General features: G+C 41.2%; 14 protein-coding genes. 11 read left to right on the top strand and 3 right to left on the bottom strand.

Translation table 11 applies throughout. From position 1 onward, the window contains the following. Positions 1-907 precede the first annotated feature (907 nt). Positions 908-1,837, top strand: coding sequence for a class I SAM-dependent methyltransferase (locus A3217_RS08760; protein ID WP_082807954.1), 930 nt, complete (start codon positions 908-910; stop codon positions 1,835-1,837). A 62-nt stretch (positions 1,838-1,899) separates the two neighbouring features. Here the strand turns inward: A3217_RS08760 and A3217_RS03450 are convergent, their stop codons facing one another. Then, a complete protein-coding gene (locus A3217_RS03450) occupies positions 1,900-4,317 on the bottom strand; it encodes a RecB family exonuclease (RefSeq protein WP_197456909.1) in 2,418 nt (805 codons plus the stop codon). Between the two features lie 22 nt (positions 4,318-4,339). After that, positions 4,340-6,286: a transketolase gene (gene tkt / locus A3217_RS03455; RefSeq protein WP_066387972.1), complete on the bottom strand. Its 1,947-nt coding sequence runs from the start codon at positions 6,284-6,286 to the stop codon at positions 4,340-4,342. 129 nt (positions 6,287-6,415) lie between these two features. On the opposite strand from tkt, the gene A3217_RS03460 reads away from it, so the two are divergent. Continuing rightward, a complete protein-coding gene (locus A3217_RS03460; RefSeq protein WP_066387974.1) occupies positions 6,416-7,711 on the top strand; it encodes a glycosyltransferase family 9 protein in 1,296 nt (431 codons plus the stop codon). A gap of 102 nt (positions 7,712-7,813) precedes the next feature. After that, the gene (locus A3217_RS03465) at positions 7,814-8,377 is read left to right on the top strand and encodes a flavin reductase family protein (RefSeq protein ID WP_066387977.1); all 564 of its coding nucleotides are present in this window, start codon (positions 7,814-7,816) and stop codon (positions 8,375-8,377) included. On the opposite strand, the gene A3217_RS03470 is transcribed toward A3217_RS03465, so the two are convergent. Further along, the gene (locus A3217_RS03470) at positions 8,374-8,601 is read right to left on the bottom strand and encodes a FeoA family protein (RefSeq protein ID WP_066387980.1); all 228 of its coding nucleotides are present in this window, start codon (positions 8,599-8,601) and stop codon (positions 8,374-8,376) included. The genes A3217_RS03465 and A3217_RS03470 overlap by 4 nt on opposite strands. 148 nt (positions 8,602-8,749) lie before the next feature. Between A3217_RS03470 and hisD the strand changes: the two genes are divergently transcribed. The 8 genes from hisD to gyrA all read left to right on the top strand — a co-directional run bounded on the left by hisD (position 8,750) and on the right by gyrA (position 18,649). Then, positions 8,750-10,072, top strand: a complete 1,323-nt coding sequence (hisD, locus tag A3217_RS03475) for a histidinol dehydrogenase (RefSeq protein ID WP_066387983.1) — start codon at positions 8,750-8,752, stop codon at positions 10,070-10,072. 23 nt (positions 10,073-10,095) lie between these two features. Beyond that, entirely contained in the window at positions 10,096-10,374 is a 279-nt protein-coding gene (locus tag A3217_RS03480) for a DUF2018 family protein (RefSeq protein WP_066387991.1), read from the top strand. Between the two features lie 5 nt (positions 10,375-10,379). Beyond that, positions 10,380-10,817, top strand: coding sequence for a hypothetical protein (locus A3217_RS03485; protein WP_156471838.1), 438 nt, complete (start codon positions 10,380-10,382; stop codon positions 10,815-10,817). 51 nt (positions 10,818-10,868) lie between these two features. Continuing rightward, positions 10,869-11,843 (top strand): polyprenyl synthetase family protein, encoded by a 975-nt coding sequence (locus A3217_RS03490; protein ID WP_082807955.1) that lies wholly within the window; start codon positions 10,869-10,871, stop codon positions 11,841-11,843. Then, the gene (gene hemA, locus A3217_RS03495) at positions 11,843-13,222 is read left to right on the top strand and encodes a glutamyl-tRNA reductase (protein WP_082807862.1); all 1,380 of its coding nucleotides are present in this window, start codon (positions 11,843-11,845) and stop codon (positions 13,220-13,222) included. Before A3217_RS03490 ends, hemA begins: the two co-directional genes overlap by 1 nt. A 10-nt stretch (positions 13,223-13,232) precedes the next feature. After that, positions 13,233-15,110, top strand: coding sequence for a proline--tRNA ligase (locus tag A3217_RS03500; protein WP_066387992.1), 1,878 nt, complete (start codon positions 13,233-13,235; stop codon positions 15,108-15,110). A gap of 10 nt (positions 15,111-15,120) precedes the next feature. After that, positions 15,121-16,101, top strand: a complete 981-nt coding sequence (gene hemC, locus A3217_RS03505) for a hydroxymethylbilane synthase (RefSeq protein WP_066387995.1) — start codon at positions 15,121-15,123, stop codon at positions 16,099-16,101. Between the two features lie 76 nt (positions 16,102-16,177). Continuing rightward, positions 16,178-18,649, top strand: coding sequence for a DNA topoisomerase (ATP-hydrolyzing) subunit A (gyrA, locus tag A3217_RS03510; protein ID WP_066387998.1), 2,472 nt, complete (start codon positions 16,178-16,180; stop codon positions 18,647-18,649). Positions 18,650-18,831 lie beyond the last annotated feature (182 nt).

An 18,831-nucleotide genomic window follows, 5' to 3' on the forward strand; every position in this document is an offset into this window, starting at 1 on the left:
GGTTAGCACTGATAGCGATTGGATGCGGTTATATGGCACAGAGGAAAAAATTTTAATACCACAAGAGTGGATACAAAAAACCCGTTACTTTTGGCTTTCTTGGAGTGCGCTTATTGACTTTAAATTTCTTAAGTCTATTGGACTTAGGTTTTTAAATGGTGTTTTGCATGAAGATGGAAATTTTGGAATTATGCTTTTTATGCAGGCACAAAGAATCTTGCGATTCCCAAAAACGCTTTATTATTACAGAATCCGCGAGCAAAGCATTATGAATCCAACACCAACACAAATACCACCTGCTTACTTACAGGAACTTTATTTTAGCTTTAAAAAGGGTGGTGAGGATTTTAATGCATACAATAGGGCTCGTAGCTTTTTTTATTTGACATTACAAATAACAGAATTTTTTGATTCTTTACCTCAAAATGACCTCACAAAAATGGCTAAGCAAAACTTTTTGCCTACTTATATAGAACAATGCTTTTCTGTTTTTAATTTTTATAATGACCCATTGAATCTGCGAGGAGAGTTCTATAAACTTTTGCCATATATGAAGCGTATAGAGTTCGCTCATATAGAACTCTCTTTTTTGCAAAAGACTTATGTTCATCCTTTTTTGGGTACGTTTTCAACAAAACTTAGAGTGGCTTATCTTTGGCAAAGGGACTTGGAAAGAAGGTTTCGGCGATGGCGGAAGGGGAGGAAAAATCTCAAATGCGACAAAGCTCGATAATTTTGACATTGCTTTATTGCTTTATATCTTTGCAAGAATTAATGTGTTTTTAATGTAGAATTTGCAGGAATATTTTTTTAAAAAACATAACCAATGGGAAATTTACCATTTGAAGGTAAGCTTGGGTTGTTGCTTTTGTTCCAACAAATTTTGCTTTTTTTAAGGAGTTTTTTTATGAAGTGTATATTATGTCGAAGCGCACATACACAAGAAATTGAGCATATCTCAAAAGATGTTCTTGCTAATCTTTATCAAAAAAGCTTTTCTATTGATATAGAAAATATTTTGCAAACAAATTTGATTTATTGGCATTGTGAAAATTGCGATTTAAGGTTTTTTAGCAGAGAGGAAGGTAGTATTCCAACAGGTGATAATGACTTTTATAATGCGCTTAATCAGCTTGCTTGGTATTATATGTCTGAAAAACATGAGTATCATTATGCTAGAGATTTTATTACTTCACATTCTAATGTCCTAGAAGTTGGGTGTGGTAAAGCTGCATTTGCAAGTTTTTTGCCAGAGGGTGCGCGCTATGTAGGATTGGAATTTAGCACACAAGCTAAGGATATGGCACAAAAAGCAGGTATTGAAATTCAAAATATCTCTATTGAAGAATTTTCCAAAACACATATTGGAGAGTTTGATGTGAGTTGTAGCTTTCAAGTTCTTGAACATGTGGGTAATCCTTATAAGTTTTTAAACGCACAAATTGCGTGCTTAAGAAATTCTCAGGTAACGGGGGGGGGGCATAAGAAGTATTTAATAATTGCCGTTCCAAGCGAAGAATCTTTTCTCACTGATTGTGTGAATGGGATTTTAAATATGCCCCCTCACCATGTTTCGCGCTTTAGCGATAAAACGCTTCAAACTATCGCTCAAATTTTTTCCTTACGGCTTGTTAATATCTATCACGAACAAGTGCAATCAGAACATAAAATTTTTTACAAAAACGTAGTCTGGGCAAAATTTTTTCTCAAACCTACACTTATTGACACAAGTTTAAAGCGTAAAGTTCTCAATCAAATTGGGCGGCTTGGCAAATATTTAATCAAAATCCCAAATAATGTATATGGACATACGGCAGTTGCTGTGTATGAGGTTTAACAACTTTTGCTAAGAATCTCAAAATTTTACTTGGTTGGTATTTGAATAGTCTTTGAAAAATCCTACCTTCCGCAAAGCATCTTGTAATCGCAATAATTGCACGCTTTGTCTCTTTGGGTAAATTCCCCATATATGGCATTTTGCATATTTTGGGAATCTTTGGCGATATTTACACCCTTATTTCCTAGCGTATTTATTTGCTCTAAATTCAAGGTAAAATCCTCGCGGATTTCTTGCAAAATATTTTTAAGTGTCTGCGTTTTTGAAAGTCCTTTATCTGCCACGCAGTCCCAGCACAACGCACCAGCTTTAATATCATAAAACGCGCAGAGAATCTCCGTATCCGCCCCGCCATACATTTGCTTGTAAAGCTCAAGGCTAAAATCATCTTTTGTTGCCTCGACTTTATCCTTATATTTATAGTCTAAAATCAGCACTTTGCCATTTTGTAGGCGTTGGATTCTATCAGCCTTACCATAAAAATGAAAGCCTTCAATCTCTGCATTTAGCACAATCTCTAAACCTAGAATTTCAAATGCACCATATTCTGTAATGAACTGCTCCTCGCGCGCAAAAAATCGTGCCAAGTGGTATTCCATAAGCTCAAACTCCATAATTTGAAAGGAAAGCAATTCCTGCTTTTGTTTATGCAAAATTGCAAACGCAGAATCTTTAATTGTTTTAAGCGCGTTTGAATCCACAATTTTGCCAACATAGGGCTGATAGCAACACTCCAAAATGCTATGTAACATCGTGCCAAGTGCGGCTGCTGACGATACATCTTCTTGTGCGCGGAGATTTTGCAGGTAATAAAAATAAAATTTTTGCTTGCAAAATAAAAATGTCGTAAAACTTGTGGGGGAAAAGTGTGCAGGTAAAGCGCCAAAATAGCGCTCTGGCTTGTATTCTTGCGCGTTTGTGAGATGATGGGTGAAAATACTGCTTTCATTTGGGGATATTTCTATTCCTAGCTCATCTACAAAGCCCGCGCGCGCATTATCTTCGTCCTCTACAAACAGCACGAGTGCTTCTTTTGCGCTTTGCAATAAATGCTTGTAGTAGCTAATTTGCAAGAGCTTTTTGTCCTTAATCGTTGGGATTCCAAGCTGTTGGCGCAAGGAAGTATTTAAAAATAAATCGCTTTCTTTAAGGCTTGGGATAAACGCCTCATTACAATCAGGGATAATCACATATTCAAGCTTCAACGCGCGTGATTCCAACACTTCTATCACATTAATGCGTCCCCCGCTCACATCATCGATATTCCAAGATTGCACTTCTTGCAAGAAATATTTTGCCAGCTCTTCTAAATTTACATCGCCCAAAAACTCCTCCATACACGCATATTCACTGAGGATCTCAAGCATTTTCTGATATAAATTTGCAAGATTTTTTTTAGTAGGCTCAAAGCTTTGGATGACTTTAGCCTTAAGCCATTCTAACTTTTTACTAAAAGGCTCTTGTGCTAGCTCCTGCGCGCTAGATTCTAAAGTCTCATCTAAAATTTGGACAAGATTTGCGTAAAAATCACTTTGCGTAAAAGGCTTGCCAAAGGCGTAATTAAAATTATGCTCCAAATCAAGCGTCTGCAAATAGCGCATAAAATTGCTTTTTGGTAGCACTAGCGTGATTTGCTCGGGTGCAACTCCATCTTTGAGCCATTGAAAGATTTGAGAATTTATCGCGCCTACTTGCTCAATCCTAGAATTGAGGCTTTTGGCGTGCAAATACGCTTTTTTGGTAATAGTATGAGAATCTAGCACCTTTCCACTTGGAAAAAATACCTCATAATGTGTATTTTCTTGCAATGTAGGTTGCGTGTCAAAAATATTCCAAAATTTTTGCTTTTGCAATTCAAAGCACAAAAGCACCTCACATTTTTCACTCACTGCGCGTAAAATCTCTAACTCAAAAGGATTAAGCACGCCAGAGACAAAAAGCTTAATGCGCTTAAATCGCCCTAAAAAGTTCAAAGAAAGGCTAAAATTGCGACTTTTATACACAAAATCATGTGCTTGCAAAATGGCATCATAGCGCACCTTGATTGCTTGCAAAATCTTTAGATGGTCCTCATATTCGCCATGAGTATCGTGCAGTGGGATTTTGTCGATTGGAATATTATGCAAAAAAAGCTCATCAAAAAATTCCAAAAAAAACTCACTGCTTTGTAAATATGCTAAAAAACTTTTTTCAAAAATAAGCCCTTTTTTGCGCAATTCCTCAAATTCATAGCTACGCAGGACAGAGCTTAGGATAAATTTACGCGCGATATTTGGCAAGAGAATCCTATTTTCGTAAAAAATTGCTTTGCTAAAAAATTCAGAAATAAGCACGCTTGGCTCGCAAATGCGCCCATCTTGCAAATGTGTGAGCATCGAGCGTTTGGAGGAATATACATAAAGCGTGCTTGAAGTGAGCGCACGCAGAGAATCTTCGCTAGCAGGTGTTTGTGCGATATTTTTTATTGTAATATTTTGCATAATACTTTTTTGTAACTTAGGTTTATAGGAGCTCTTTTGCTTTGTTTGCGATATTTTGTGCTTCAAAGCCAAAGCGCGCAAAGAGTGCATCGCCCCTCCCACTTGCCCCAAAGCCTTCAATCCCAAAAACGCAATGCGCAAATTTATACCACTCTAGCCCCCTTGCCGCCTCAATCGCAAGCACTTTGCTAGAATCAAACAAAGAATCAATATAATCCTTGTCTTGTTTAACCAACAAATCATAGCTTGGTGCGCTCACCACGCGCGTTGCGATGTTTTGAGATTCTAAAATCTCTTGAGTTTTCAACGCAAGCTCCACCTCGCTACCACTTGCAATAAGCGTAATTTGTGGCTTTCCACCCTTGCACTCACGCAGGATATACGCGCCTTTTGCCACCTGCGCGACATTTGGATTGCTAATCACTGCGAGATTCTGTCGACTCAAAATAAACGCGCTTGGGACTTTGTATTTTAACGCTACTTCCCAGCACACAGCATTTTCATTTGCATCGCTTGGGCGGAAAACAAGTAAATTTGGCATTGCGCGTAAATGCGAGAGTTGCTCGATTGGCTGATGGGTTGCGCCATCTTCTCCAACACCTATACTATCGTGAGTGAAGACATAAAACACCCGTGCGCGCATAAGGCTCGCGATTCGAATGCTTGGCGTGAGGTAATCACTAAAGACAAAAAAAGTCGCGCAAAATGGCGCAAACAATCCATAATTTGCAATGCCATTGCAAATCGCGCCCATAGCGTGCTCGCGTATGCCAAAGTGAAAATTACGCCCATTTGGGAAGTCAGATTCTCCTTTTAATTCGGTATTGTTGCTCGGGGCTAAATCCGCACTTCCACCTAAAAATCCCGGCACTGCCTTTGCAATGGCATTTAAAATCTCGCCATTGCTCACACGCGTGGCAATCGCCCTTCCAAGCTCGAAGCGTGGAAATTCTACTTTGTCAAAATCAAGCATTTGCGTGATTCTCTCTCTCATTACAGAATCTAGCGCATTTTCCCACTGCAAGTTCGCTAGTGCGCCAACTTCAGCGACATTCCTAAAGCGCAATAAACAATCGTTTGGAATTTCAAAAGTCTTATTTGGGTCAAATCCTACGCTTTGCTTTGCTTGCGCGATAATCTCTTCGCCTAAAGGCGCACCATGGGATTTGTGGCTACCTTCTAAACTCAAAGCGCCCTTAGCGATGGTCGTATGCGCGATGATAATGCTAGGAAGTTTAGAATCTAGCGCATCTTTAAGCGCGTTATTGATACTTACAAAATTATGTCCATCGCATTCAAACACTTCAAAGCCTTGCGCCTTAAATCTTTGCGGGATATTTTCATCAAATGCCTCGCTCACCGCGCCTTCAATGCTAATATTATTACTATCATAAATTAAAATGAAATTCTCCAGCTTGTGTTTTCCTGCAAGCGAACAGGCTTCATAGCTTATGCCCTCCTGCAAATCTCCATCACCGCAGAAACAAAACACATTGTGATTGATAACTTCTTGCCCACTTGTATTTTTGCCAAGTGTGTTTTTAGCGTATTTTGACGCCATTGCCATACCTACGGCGTTTGCGATACCTTGCCCCAGCGGTCCTGTGGTAACTTCAACACCGGGCGTATGTGAAAACTCCGGGTGTCCGGGCGTTTTGGAATCTAACTTTCTAAAATTTTGCAAATCTTCCAAACTCACCTCAAAGCCCCACAAGTGTAACAAACTATACACAAGCGCGCTTGCGTGCCCACCACTGAAAATAATCCTATCGCGATTAAGCCAAGTGAGGTTGCTCGGATTTAGGCGGATATAAAGGCTTAAAACCACCGCAATATCCGCAAGTCCTAGTGGGGCGCCGGGGTGTCCGCTGTTTGCCCTTTGCACCATATCTGCACATAAAAAACGCAAGGTATTAGCCATTTTTGCAAGTTGTGGAATGTCTGAGGGTGCTATTTCGTGTGTTTTCATCGATTTCCTTTTGAATGCGTCGAGTTTTGTTTTGAATGGGGGCAATTCTAGCAAACAAGTGTTTTTACAAACCTTAACTTCTGCTACAATACAATTTTTAACTTTCACCACAAAGGAAAGGCGCAAAGCGTGGATTCTAAACTTGTTGCAACCATTTTATTGCGTATGCCAAATTGGCTAGGAGATAACGTTATGTGTGCTTCTAGCGTGCAGAAGCTAAAAGATTCTTTCCCAAATGCGCGCTTTATAATCGTAGGAAGCGAGGCGTGTAGGGTGTTTGCGCGGGATAAAAGGGTGGAAAAAGTCATTGTTGATACAAGCAAAATCTACGCAAAAATACAAAAAAATGCTCACAAGCAAGCTTTGCAAGCTCTTGCACAAAGTCCTGCACGCGGTAGATTCTTACAAGGGCTAAGGCTTAGAATCTTGTACCTTGCGAAGTTTTGGCAAAGAAATAGAATCTACGCGACCTTTATTCTGGCGCAAAATGCCTGTGGTGCGCAAATTAGCATTAGCTTTAATAATAGTTTTTTTGGTGCGCTTTTTTTATTTTTTGCGCGTTCAAAAATCCGTATCGGCTATGGGAAAAATTTACGCGGACTGCTTCTTACACATTGCTATAAAATCCCGTGTTTTACGCCATTGCATCAAGTGCAGAAGTATGAATTTTTGCTTCACGAAATTATAGATTCTCAAATTTTAAACGCACTCTATCCTTTGTGCCTCCCCCGTGGTGGCGAAAATGGCTTTAAGGATAAAAATATTTTGCAAGAATTTGGGGAATTTAAAGAGGCAAATCTTAACACGCCGAAATATATCGGTATCAATCCCGGCGCTGCCTTTGGCAGCGCGAAGTGCTGGGAAGAATCGTATTTTATTGAAGTGATAAAGTTTTTTTTAGCACAGGGACATTTTGTCGTGCTTTTTGGTTCTGATGCGATGTTGAGTGCGCGCATAAATGCAGGGCTTGAAGGGTTTGAAAATGAGGAGTATGGGCTTAAAAATTTCATTGATTTAACCAACAAAACCACGCTTTATGAGTTGGTGGATTCTCTAGGCGCGCTTGATTTGTTTATCACCAACGATAGCGGTCCTATGCACATTGCTAGCGCGCTTGACACGCCTTTTGTTAGTATTTTTGGTCCCACGGATATGAGTGATACTTGCGGTTGGAATCTTGAAATTGCAAAAAAATATTTTTATGAAAATGCGCTGGCTTTTGGGGTGGATTCTCAAAAAAAAGCCAAAAAACCTGCGATTGAGCGCGAAAATCTTGTGCTTACAAAAAATGCCACCATTCTCTGTAAGCACCTGCCTTGTGCGCCGTGCAAGAAGCGCGTTTGTCCTTTAAAACATCATCAATGTATGAAAGACATCACACCCGAGCTTGTGATTTCTACTGCAAGGCAAATGCAGGTGGTGTGAGAATGAGAAACTTATCAAGCAAAAATGCTAAAATTATATGCACACACGGATTGGGCGGAGTTTTATGGGCGAGATTAGCGATTTAAAAATACAGGAGTTTGAATGATTTTTCCACTTTCCTTAAAAACACCTTTGCAGAATTTTAAACTCTTAAGCCATTGCCTTGTCCCGCGTCCTATTGCGTGGGTTTCAAGCCTCAATAATAATGGCAGTATCAACCTTGCGCCTTTTAGCTTTTTTAGCGTGGTGAGCTTAGAGCCAGTGATTTTAAGTCTTTGTCTGATGAAAAAAAGCGATGGATTGCCAAAAGACACCTTGCAAAATGCGCGCGCACATCAAAAACTCTCTATCAGTATTCCAAGCCCTGCACAAGAAAGGCTTGTGCAGGAATGCTCTAGGGAGCTGGATTTTGGCGTAAGTGAGGCAGCAGAGTTTGGCATTGATTTAGAAGTTTTGCACAGCACCTATCCGCCTGTGCCAAAGGGTATCAAAGTCGCGTTTTTCTGCGAATTTCATAGTGTGCTAGATTTTGCTAGCGCGACAGACACTTTACTTGTAGAGTTAAAAGAAATTTATGTAAATGACGTGCTTTGTAATGAGGGCTTAGATTTTGAATTTGATGCGCTTGCAAGAAGTGGGCGAGGCTTTAAGAATCTAGCCCCTTAAAGCGCGCATACTTCAATTTCACGCGCTTCGCTATTGCGCAATGCCACCTGCACGCCACCTACAAGCACGGAGAGCGTGGATTTTTTAAGCGTGTGGTTGTAGAGCTTTATTTGTGCGTTTTTGTAGATTCCCATTGAGATGAGGCGGTATTTTATCGCGGTGTCTGTGGTTTTTAGCGCGATTATTTTATAGCTATTTCCTTTTTTTCCTTCATATAAAGTCATTGATTTCCGCTCCTTTAAGCCCTGCGAATTTTTAAGGCGCGCATTATAACCAAACTCTCTTTGAATTTGCGCAATTTGCCTAACTTGTAGGAATGTTTTGCTATAATGGGTGTTTTTTTAAGAAACTTCAATTTTTTTAAGGCAAGCAATGAAAAATCTTACGCCAATTTTACACACGCAAGATAGTGGCTTTGAGTGCGCGTTTAAGGAGATTCTCGCGCGCGGTAAGATGGATATTAAAGAAGTGAGTGTGAAAGTGCAAGCACTTTTAGATGAGATTAAAGATGAGGGCGTAAATGCGCTTTTGCGCCATGTGAGTGCATTTGATGGGTGGAATCCAAAGAATTTAGAGGATTTGCTAATTCCTAGTGAGCTTTGCAAAAAAGCCTATGATGTACTTGATAAGGATACTAAAACTGCCCTGCATAGCGCGTTTGATAGAATCTACGCTTTTCACGAAAAGCAAAAAGAAAAAACTTGGATTGATATTGAGCAAAATGGCAATATTTTGGGGCAAAAACTAACCCCAATGCAGCGCGCAGGGTTGTATATCCCCGGAGGCAAGGCGGCTTATCCTAGTTCGCTTTTGATGAATGCGATTCCTGCGATTGTGGCGGGTGTTGAAGAAATTGTCGTTTGCACACCAACACCGCATAATCAGCCAAATGAGTTGCTTTTATGCGCACTGCATCTTTGCGGGATTAAAAAAGTGTATAAAGTCGGTGGGGCAAGCGCTGTGGGATTTATGGCGTATGGGGATTTGGCACATAATATAAAAGGTGTTGATGTCATCACCGGTCCGGGAAATATCTATGTGGCTACGGCTAAAAAGCTTGTGTTTGGCGATGTAAACATTGATATGATTGCGGGTCCAAGCGAAATAGGTGTCATTGCACAAAAGGGTGCAAACGCGCGCTATATCGCGTGGGATTTGCTTTCCCAAGCTGAGCACGATGAGCTGGCAAGCGCGATTTTACTAAGCGATGATTTGGCGTTGATAGAATCTGTACGCGCAGAAATCACGCAGATTTTACCAACGCTTTCACGCAAGGAAATCACGCAAAAAAGTATGCAAAATCGTAGCGTCTTTATCCATACAAAAGATTTGGAACAAAGCATTGAGTTAATGAATGAAATCGCGCCCGAGCATTTGGAGATTCTCACCCCTGAGCCATTTTCGCTTTTGCCAAAGATAAAAAATGCCGGGGCTATTTTTTTGGGAGAATATGCAAGCGAGCCCATAGGCGATTATCTCGCAGGACCCAATCACACATTGCCCACAGGTGGCAGTGCGCGCTTTTTTTCCCCGTTAGGAGTGGAGCATTTTATGAAAAAAAGTTCCATCATCTCTTTTAGCAAGCAAGCAATGCTAGAGCTTGGAGAATCTTGCGCGAATCTAGCGCATATCGAGGGTTTGCAATCTCACCAAATGGCAGTGCTTGAGCGTCTAAAAAACCTCAAGCAATTGTAAAAATTTTAAGATGAGGATAAAAAATGGATTTAGAGGATTTAGAGCTTTTTGGTAAGCCCCCGCTTGAAAAATGGAAAGAAGTTATTTTGAATGCTTCGCCAACGCTTGTAGGTGCGGAGCTTGAGCGCATTATTGAGCTTTTAAGTATTATTGAGCTTTTTTTGGAGCAAAAGGGTATGGATTCTAAGGAATTAGAGTATTTTATTTGTTCTTTGAATGAGGAGCAAAAAGAGCACTTGCACGCGATGAAAGAGAGTCTTGCTATTGAATCTATGGGAAAAATTTTAGGGAATTATGAATAGATCCTATGCGAGATTTGGAATATTTGGGAGAAACGTGTAAAAAATGGCAAAAATGGCAGATTTTCAAGTGGATTTTTTTTGTGCTTTGCGCGCAAGAATTACTTTTAGCTAGCGCGCCACAATTTACTTGGAGCAAGGATTTGTATTTGCAAAAAGAGCAAAATTATCGCGCGCAAATTGCGCTAGATTCCATCCGTAAGTCCTTAGTCTTGCGCTGGACGCTGTATAAAAACTATGGGCTTGTGATACATGTGCATTATGACGGCTTTAATTATCAAACAATCCTTTACACCGACTATCAGCGTGCGGATTTCACCCTCCCACTTGGGGATAATCCAAAACCTATGCTTCATATCTTTTTTAAAGATTTTAGCGAGCAAAAGGCACATTTGCGACTTTTGATTGAGGGCGTGGGCGCGAATGTGGAACAAGAAAATCTTTAAAGAATGGCAAACTCTAAAAATCTCACAATAAGGGCGGGTTGAATGGACTTTATGCAAGCAAAAGAGAAAATCACACAAACAATGCAAGCGATGATAGGCGCGTGTGAAAATGACATTATAAACGAGCTTTTTTCGCATTTGCAAAGTGGTAAAATGTTGCGCTCAAAGCTTGTATTTGCGATTTTAGAAAAGTTAGATTCTGCGCGCGTGGGACAAAGCTATGGCTATGAATCTAGCAAATCTAGCAAGCAAATCTTAGAATCTGCTATCACACTTTGTGCGATTATCGAGCTTATACAAAGTGCTTCGCTTCTGCACGATGATGTGATTGATAATGCCACCACAAGGCGCGCAAAGCTTTCACTCAACGCGCGTTTTGGTAATAAAAATGCCATTATGCTTGGCGATGTGCTGTATGCGAAGGCTTTTTATGAGCTTAGTAAATTTCAGCCCCAAATTGCGCAAAGCCTTTCAGAATCTGTCGTGAGACTTTCTATTGGTGAGATTGAAGATGTTTTTATGGCGCAGAATTTTAATGAGAATCTTGCGCGTTATTTGCAAATGTGTGAGTATAAAACTGCGTGGCTCATTGCTGCGAGTGCGGAGTGTGCGGCACTTTTGGCAGGATTGACGCAAAAAGAATGCACGCAATTTAAGGAATATGGACGCAATCTAGGCATTGCGTTTCAAATCATTGATGATGTTTTAGATGCGACACAAAGCGCGGAAGTTTTGGGAAAGCCCTCTATGAGTGATTTTAGCGAAGGCAAAAGCACACTGCCTTTTATTTATCTTTTTTCTCGCGCGCCAGATTCTGTCAAAAAAGAACTTTTGGGGCTTTTTAGAAAAGAGCTAGATTCTGCGCAAATTGCGTGGCTTAAGGAAAATTTCGCGCGCTATGAGTGCATAAAAGACAGTATTGCGCTAGCAAAATCCTACGCCCAAAAAGCGCTAGATTCTATCAAGGATAAAAATAATCCAACTTTAGAATCGCTTGCTAAAAGTATGATTGAGAGGGAATTTTAATGCAAGAATATATGGCAATTAGCTTTTCACATAAGGTGATGGATCTCTCCTTGCGTGAAAAGCTGGCATTTGAGAATGATGAGATTATTGCGTTTTTGCACAAAGTGTGCGCGGGCGAATCCATAAAAGAAGCGTTGTTGCTTTCAACTTGCAATAGAATTGATTTTTATGCAAGTGTGAGTGATGGCAAAAAGGCGCAGGAGGAATTTTACACGATTTTAGAATCTTATAAAAAAGTCCCACTCGCGCTTTTGAAAAAGCATTCTTTCGTGCGATTTAATCAATACGCGGTGTATCATATTTTTAGCGTGGCTTCTAGTCTTGATAGCCTTGTGATTGGCGAGACACAAATCACAGGACAGCTCAAAGACGCCTATCGCCTCGCATATGAGCATATGTTTTGCGCTAAGGATATGATGCGCATTATGCACCACGCCTTTAAATGCGCGGCGAAGGTGCGCAATAGTATTGATATTTCTTCTAGTCATACTTCAGTCGCAGGTGCAGCAGTGGCGATGCTACAAGAGCGATTATTAGAGCAAGGAGAGAGTTTAGATTCTAAGCAAGTGGCGATTTTAGGCGCGGGAGAAATGGGAATCTTAGCGCTAAAGCACCTTTGCAAATACCGCTTGCGCGTGATTTTGCTTAATCGCAATATGCAAAAAGCAACCCAAACACTGCAAGAACTTCAAGCCACATTAAAAACGCAATCTAGCCTAGAAGTAAGGCCCTTTAGCTACCTAAAAGACGCGCTTAATGAATGCGATATTTTCCTGTCTGCCACAGGCGCGCCGCATATCGTGGTAGATAGGGAGATGATACAAAAAAGCGACAAAAAGCGCATTTGGTTTGACCTCGCCGTGCCACGGGACATTGAAAGCGTGGAATGTGAGAATCTGCAGATTTATTGCGTTGATGATTTGCAAGAAATCATCTCAAAAAATAAAGTCCAGAGGGAATCACGCGCAAAAGAGGGGCAGAAAATCGTTGAAGAGTTTGTGCAGGAGTTTTTTAAATGGCTTCAAAGTCTAGGCGCAGAGCCAATAATCAAGCATATTCGCGCACTGGCTAAAGATTCTAGCTTGAAGGAATTAGAGCGCGCAGTCAAAAAAGGCTTTTTACCTAAAGAATATAGGCAAAGCGTTGAAAAAATCCTACATGGTGCGTTTAATACCTTTTTGCATAAGCCTACAATGCGCCTTAAGGAAGCAGGGGAGAGTATTAATGCCGACCCCATTTTAGAAGCAGCGAAAAATATTTTTGACATTGCAGATGATATTGTTTTGCTTAATAAATATAAATGCGAGGAGTATTTTGTGGATTCTAAACGCAAGAATCCACAAGAAAGCGCGCAAGAAAAATACATAAAAGAGAAATAAAGGAGAAAAAATGCTATTTTCAAAGATGTTTGTAGTGAGTCTTAAAGAAAGCCCAAAAGACGCACAGCTAAAAAGCCATATTTATTTATTGCGCGCGGGCTATATCCAGCAGGTAGGAAGCGGAATCTATAACTTTTTGCCATTAGGGAAAAAGGTGCTAGATTCTGTGCGCGCGATTATTAAAGAGGAGATGGATAAAGCCGGCGCACAAGAAGTGCTTTTGGGCTTTGTCACGCCTGCGGAGCTTTGGCGCACGAGTGGGAGATTTGAGCAATATGGCAAGGAATTGCTGCGCTTTAAGGATAGGAAGGAAAATGACTTTGTGCTAGGACCTACGCACGAAGAGATGATAACTTCCCTTGCCAAAGCCTTTGTAAAAAGCTACAAGCAACTTCCGCTCAATCTCTATCAGATTCATACAAAATTCCGCGATGAGGCGCGTCCGCGCTTTGGGCTTTTGCGTGCGAGGGAATTTATTATGAAAGACGCGTATAGCTTTCATGCGAATTTTGAGGATTTGGATAGAGAGTTTGCAAATATGGAACGCGCGTATAGGGCGATTTTGGAGCGTTTGGGGCTGGAGTATAAAGTCGTGGAGGCGGATTCTGGTGCGATTGGTGGAAGTGGCAGTAAGGAATTTATGGTGCTAAGTCCTAGCGGTGAAGATACGCTTGTGGTTTGCAAAGAATGTCAATATGCCGCAAATATCGAGGCTGCAACGCGCAAGCCAAAAAGCACACCGCGCCAAAAAGAAGCGCTTGAAAATTTAGAAACACAAAGCACGCTTGATGAGTTGTTAAACGCTCAAAAATCCTTGCGTGCTTTAGAATCTAGATTCCCAATAGATGCCCCACAAGCTGGATTTAGCGAGTTTTTCACACCAGATGTAAAAAGTATAGAATCTCTTTGTGAGTTTTTTAAAATCCACCCTTTCTACACGATGAAATGCGTTGCTAAAAAGGTGCGCTATGAAGAAATTGGTGAAAATAATAAAGTGCAAAATGAGGGGCAAAGCGATGAAATCGTGCTGTATTTTATGCGAGGTGATGATTTTTTAGAGGAGACAAAAGCACTTAATGCGCTTAATAAAATGATGCCAACAAGACGTTATCTTGATTTTTTGGAGCTAGATTCTGCAAGTTTAAGCGCGCTTGGCTTGGTTGAGGGTTTTATCGGTGCGCTTGGGCTTACTGCGCGTTTTAAGTGTGTTTTTGATGAGAGTCTTAAGGGAGCGAAAAATCTTATTTGTGGTGCGAATAAAAAAGACTATCATTTGGTGGGTGTGGATTTAGGCGAGTTTGAGGAATTAAAAGAGGCGGAATTTGTAGATATTGTAAGCGTGCAAAGTGGTGATTTATGCCCGCATTGCGGAAATGTGCTAGCTTATACAAAAGGCATTGAAGTGGGGCATATTTTTAAGCTTGGGCGTAAATATTCCCAAAGTTTGGAAGCGACCTTTTTAAATCCACAAGGTAAGACAGAGGCGTTTATTATGGGCTGCTATGGCATTGGCGTGACGCGTTTATTGCCAGCGATTTTGGAGCAGAAAAGCGATGAGTTTGGTTGCGTGTGGGGTGAGGGTGTGAAGGTGTTTGAAGTGGTGATTATTATTTCAAACATAAAAGATTCCGAGCAGGTGGCATTTGCACAAACGCTGTATAACGCGCTTTTAGCAAATGGTGTAGATGTGCTTTTAGATGACAGAAACGAGCGCTTTGGCTTTAAGATGAGAGATTTTGAATTGCTTGGAATCTATCAAGCAATAGTCGTGGGCAAGGAATTAGCACAGGGTAAGGTTGAGCATATTTTACGCGAAGGGCTGAAAAGAGAGCTTCTTGCGTGTGAAAAATGCGAGCAAGTAATTTTGGATTCTCTGCAAAAAGCCTAAAGGAAAGAATATGGCAAAAAAAATTATTATTGGCACGCGCGGAAGTAAGCTTGCCCTTTGGCAAGCAGAGCATATAAAAGCGCGTTTAGAGCAGGAATGTGGGCTTGCAAGTGAGCTAAAAATCGTCAAAACGCAAGGCGATAAGATTCTTGATACACCACTTGCAAAAATCGGTGGCAAGGGACTTTTCACAAAGGAGCTTGAGGAATTGCTTTTAAGTGGGGGGATTGATTTAGCTGTGCATAGCTTAAAAGATGTGCCTGTGGAGTTTCCTAATAATCTTGGCTTAGTGGCGATTACAAAGCGCGAGGATTGGCGTGATTGCTTTGTGAGCGAGAAATATCCTAATCTTGAAAGTCTCCCCTTTCATGCAAAAATTGGCACAACTTCCCTGCGCCGCTCAATGCAGCTCAAACTCTATCGCGCGGATTTTGACACGCTTTCTTTGCGCGGAAATGTGCAAACGCGCTTAGACAAGCTTAAAAATGGCGATTTTGATGCCATTATCCTTGCAAATGCCGCGCTCAAGCGTCTAGAGATTCAATCTGAACTACCATTTTGCGAGCCTTTGGAATCTATGCTTCCAGCGATGGGGCAGGGCGCGCTTGGCATTGAATGCGCGCTTGATAATGTAGAGTTGATTACGCACCTTAAGTCTTTGGAGGATTTGCCCACAAGTATTTGCTGTGTTGCAGAGCGTGAGTTTATCAAGGTGTTAGAAGGTGGCTGTCAGGTGCCAATTGGCGTTTTTGCGCGTTTAGAATCTAGAAATCTTATAGAATCTGATCAATCAAAAGATGTGCAACTCCTGCATTTAGATGCGATCATCGGCTTGCCTGATGGAAGTGCGAGTATGCGCTCACAACTTGCAAAAACGTTAGATTCTGTAAATCCAAAGCAAAGTGCAAAAGAGCTGGGAATAAAACTAGCACAGCATTTTTTAGATAATGGTGCGCGGGATATGCTAGAGCGCGCTTACAAGATGATATAAGCGTTCTTTAGGTTTTTGTTTGATAAAATACGCGTCTATCGGAATTTGCAAGCGATTTACTACCAAAAGGAACTAAATGGAAAATCTACTAGAACACGGAAATATCACGGATGTGCGCATTGATGATAGCATTAAGGAGAGCTACCTTGATTACTCGATGAGTGTGATTGTCGGACGTGCGCTTCCTGATGCTAAAGATGGCTTAAAGCCTGTGCATCGTAGGATTCTCTATGCGATGCACGAGTTAGGTGTGACTTCGCGCAAGCCTTATAAAAAAAGTGCGAGAATCGTAGGTGATGTTATCGGTAAATACCACCCACACGGCGATACAGCCGTATATGATGCGCTTGTGAGAATGGCGCAGGATTTTTCTATGCGTTTAGAGCTAGTCGATGGGCAGGGGAATTTTGGCTCAATTGATGGTGATGGTGCGGCGGCTATGCGTTACACTGAGGCGCGTATGACGCAAGCAAGTGAAGAAATGCTCCGCGATATTGAAAAAGAAACGGTTGAATTTGTCCCAAACTATGATGATACGCTAAGTGAGCCAGCTATTTTGCCTACGAGAATCCCAAATTTGCTTGTAAATGGCTCAAGCGGGATTGCCGTAGGTATGGCGACTTCTATTCCGCCACATAGGATAGATGAAATTATTGATGCGTTATTTGTATTGCTAGATTCTCCAGAAGCGGGGATTGATGAGATTTTACCTATTGTTAAAGGACCAGATTTCCCAACAGGCGGGATAATCTATGGCAAACAAGGCATTATAGAGGCTTATCGCACAGGGCGCGGGCGTGTGAAAGTGCGTGCAAAAACGCATATTGAGCATATGAAAACAAAAGAGGTCATCGTCATTGATGAGGTGCCGTATATGGTGAATAAGGCAAAGCTTGTCGAGCAAATCAGCGAGCTTGCGAAGGAAAAGGTGATTGAGGGTATTTCAGAAGTGCGTGATGAATCTGATAGAGAGGGAATCCGCGTTGTGATAGAGCTTAAGCGCGAGGCGATGAGCGAGATTGTGCTAAATCACCTTTTTAAATCTACTACAATGGAAAGCACCTTTGGCATTATTTTGCTAGCGATTAATAATAAAGAGCCAAAGGTTTTTAATCTCTTAGAATTGTTGAATATTTTTATCGCACATCGCAAAAGTATTATTATCCGCCGTTGTATTTTCGAGCTAGAAAAGGCTAAGGCGCGCGCGCATATTTTGGAGGGTTTGACAATTGCGCTTGATAATATCGATGCTGTGATTGCCACTATCCGCGCGAGTGCAGATTCTGAGAGTGCCAAAAATGCGCTTGTGGAGAAATTTAAGCTCTCAGAATTGCAAGCAAAAGCAATCCTTGAAATGCGACTACAACGCTTAACAGGGCTAGAGCGTGATAAAATCGCTAATGAATATGCCGAGCTTTTAACTGAAATCGCGCGTTTAGAATCTATCCTTAGAAGTGAGGAAAAGCTCAAAGAAATTATTAAAGAGGAGCTAAGTGAGATTAAGGATAAGTTTAGCTCACCGCGTAAAACGCAGATTGAAGAGGATTATGATGCTATTGATGTGGAGGATTTAATCCCAAATGATAAAGTCGTGGTAACAATGAGCCATCGTGGCTATGTCAAACGTGTGCAACTCAAAGTCTATGAAAAGCAAAACCGCGGAGGCAAGGGCAAAATCAGTGGCAATACACACGATGATGATTTTATAGAATCTTTCTTTGTTGCTAATGCGCACGATACGATTATGTTTGTGACAAATCGCGGGCAACTCTACTGGCTCAAAGTTTATAAAATCCCAGAGGCAGGCAGGACGGCTATTGGCAAAGCGGTGGTAAATCTCATCAATCTGCAAACTGATGAAAAAATTATGGCGACAATCACCACCACAGATTTTAACAGCGACAAGTCCCTTGTATTCTTCACTAAAAATGGTATCGTCAAGCGCACCAACCTAAGCGAGTATAGCAATGTCCGCAGTGTGGGAATCCGCGCGATAAACCTTGATGAAAACGATGAATTGGTCAGCGCAAATATTGTGTATGCGGATACTAGGGAGCTCTTTATCGCAACCTATCAAGGTATGTGTATTCGCTTTGCTATCGATGATGTGCGTGAGATTGGGCGCGCTGGCAGAGGTGTGACGGGTATTAGATTCAAAGCAAATCAGGACTTTGTCATTGGCGGGACAACCATAAGCGCGGATACAGATAAGCTCCTAAGCGTGAGCGAGCAAGGTATTGGCAAGCAAACAAGCGCGGGAGAGTATCGCTTGCAATCACGTGGTGGCAAAGGTGTCATCGCAATGAAGCTCACGCCAAAAACCGGCAAACTCGTAAGTGTCGTAAGTCTTAACGACGAGGATATGGATTTGATGGTGCTAACAAGCTCGGGCAAAATGATACGCGTGGATACAGAGGCTATCCGCGAGGCTGGACGCAATACAAGTGGCGTGAAAATTGTAAATGTCGGCGATGACAAAGTCGCGTATGCAAACAAATGCCCCAAACAAAGCAAAGAGAATGAGATTGAAGGCGAAATACAAGAATAGTGCTACACGAGAAAATTTTGCTAATGCTTGCGATGGTAAAATCCAATTGTGAGCATTAGCCTCCTAGATTACCTAAGCTAAATTTTTGAAGATTCCCTATTGATGATACGATTTTAAGGAATAGATTCTAATCAATCAAACAGCGTTGTAGAATCTATGGATTCTATCAATCAAAAAACGTG

Origin of the sequence: Helicobacter himalayensis (assembly GCF_001602095.1) — a bacterium.
Lineage (GTDB): Bacteria > Campylobacterota > Campylobacteria > Campylobacterales > Helicobacteraceae > Helicobacter_F > Helicobacter_F himalayensis.